3 tRNA genes are annotated in these 339 nt (G+C 60.2%); all 3 read right to left on the bottom strand.

Going from position 1 to position 339, the window contains the following annotated elements:
- Nucleotide 1 precedes the first annotated feature (1 nt).
- Nucleotides 2-74, bottom strand: a tRNA-Gly gene (locus tag QWI16_RS00030).
- A gap of 1 nt (nucleotide 75) precedes the next feature.
- Nucleotides 76-151 (bottom strand) — tRNA-Glu (locus QWI16_RS00035).
- 50 nt (nucleotides 152-201) lie between these two features.
- Nucleotides 202-276 (bottom strand) — tRNA-Gly (locus QWI16_RS00040).
- Nucleotides 277-339: the final 63 nt, after the last annotated feature.

Raw genomic sequence — 339 nt, forward strand, 5'->3', positions numbered from 1 at the left:
GAGCGGAAAAGGAGGCTCGAACTCCCGACCCCAACCTTGGCAAGGTTGTGCTCTACCAACTGAGCTATTTCCGCATGGCGTCCCCTAGGGGAGTCGAACCCCTGTTACCGCCGTGAAAGGGCGGTGTCCTAGGCCTCTAGTCGATGGGGACAGGACTTCTCTCTTGCTTTGCGTGAATCCGCCACCCCCAACAGTTGGAAATGGAGCGGGAAACGAGGCTCGAACTCGCGACCCCAACCTGGGCAAGGTTGTGCTCTACCACTGAGCTATTCCCGCATGGCGTCCCCTAGGGGAGTCGAACCCCTGTTACCGCCGTGAAAGGGCGGTGTCCTAGGCCTC

The sequence above is a fragment of the Gilvimarinus algae genome (genome assembly GCF_030518215.1).
Classification (GTDB): domain Bacteria; phylum Pseudomonadota; class Gammaproteobacteria; order Pseudomonadales; family Cellvibrionaceae; genus Gilvimarinus; species Gilvimarinus algae.